The organism is Gardnerella sp. 30-4 (assembly GCF_001641215.1).
GTDB classification, from domain to species: Bacteria; Actinomycetota; Actinomycetes; order Actinomycetales; family Bifidobacteriaceae; genus Bifidobacterium; species Bifidobacterium leopoldii.
In genome coordinates this window covers 1-1,241 of record NZ_LXJL01000164.1, presented here as the reverse complement: position 1 = coordinate 1,241, position 1,241 = coordinate 1, and the positions used below count along the sequence as shown (strand labels likewise).

Genomic DNA, 1,241 nt, shown 5'->3' with positions numbered 1-1,241 from the left:
AGATGTGTATAAGAGACAGAATAAAAACTGTTCTAGTCTGTTTTTATTGGTACTCTCATTGGTATAATGGCACTGATTATAAGCAAATTAATAAGAGAAGGAACACTGAGATGAGCGAAAATTTTGAGCCATCGCAAAATCCGATGAATATGAATGAGGAATCTGCAAGATTTTTGTCTAATGACACAGAATTATCTGCAGAAAAAATGGTTCCTTCTAAGGAAGCTAATTATTCAAGTGAAGAAAATAATTTTGATGAAGTATCTGGTAATTCTTCTTTAGGAAATATTGTTAAAAATTCATCATCTTCTGGACGTGTTAGTGGTAGTTCCAATACGTATCGTCGTACAATTGGTGGCGTTGCTTCATCTATTTCCAATAAAACAAACGCAACAAAATCAGGACGTGTTCCGCGTGCTCGTCGTATGAGTCTTTCTTTAGTAAGAGTAGATGCATGGTCTGTAGCAAAAGTAACATTCCTTCTAAGTGTTGCAGGAGGAATTATTCAAGTTATTGCTGCAGGTTTAGTGTGGTTGTTCTTGAATATGATTGGTGTATTTGATCAAGTAACGCAGATTGTTTCTTCTACTGGTTTGGATAGTAACGGTTTTAATCTTGCAGATGTGTTCTCACTCCCAACAGTATTAAGTGCTGTAACTATTTTTTCAATTGTAGAAATAATTATAATAACCGTATTATCTGCAATAATTGCCCTTCTATATAACGTTGTTGGTTCATTAGTTGGAGGAATTCACATTACTTTAGGTGACGACTGATAGTGTGAATAATTTAGTTTTGGATAATAAAATTCCCACTGTTTACTACGAAGCAGTGGGAATTTTTTATAAGAAAAATAAGAAATTAGCGTTTTACTAGTTCGTCACGAATATCTTGTAACAGTTGAATAGTTTTTTCTTCGCGCTCTTTTCTTTTTTCTTCTTCAGTTTTTTCATGTTCAATTTGCAACAAATCTGCACCAATTTCACGTAATTTATTAATAGGTAAAACAATGCAGAAATAAACTGCTGTAGCAACAATAAGGAAATTCAATAATGCTCCAATTACTGCGCCAAAAGAAATTGTTGCACCATTCATACTAATAGTTAGAACGCCATTAAGTTCTGGCTTTCCGCAAATCATTGCGATAAGAGGATTAATAATATAATTAACTATCGTTGTTACTACTGCAGTTACTGCACTACCCATAACAACACCGACAGCCATATCGATTACGCTGCCTC

General features: G+C 34.1%; 2 protein-coding genes. One reads left to right on the top strand and one right to left on the bottom strand.

All coding sequences use genetic code 11. The features are described 5' to 3' along the window. Nucleotides 1-287: 287 nt before the first annotated feature. Complete coding sequence (locus tag A5294_RS06400; RefSeq protein ID WP_100066595.1) at nt 288-776, top strand: DUF3566 domain-containing protein; 489 nt, start codon at nt 288-290, stop codon at nt 774-776. An 85-nt stretch (nt 777-861) separates the two neighbouring features. Here the strand turns inward: A5294_RS06400 and A5294_RS06395 are convergent. Continuing rightward, on the bottom strand, nt 862-1,241 hold a 380-nt coding region (locus A5294_RS06395), incomplete at its 5' end, for an MscL family protein (RefSeq protein WP_064340737.1).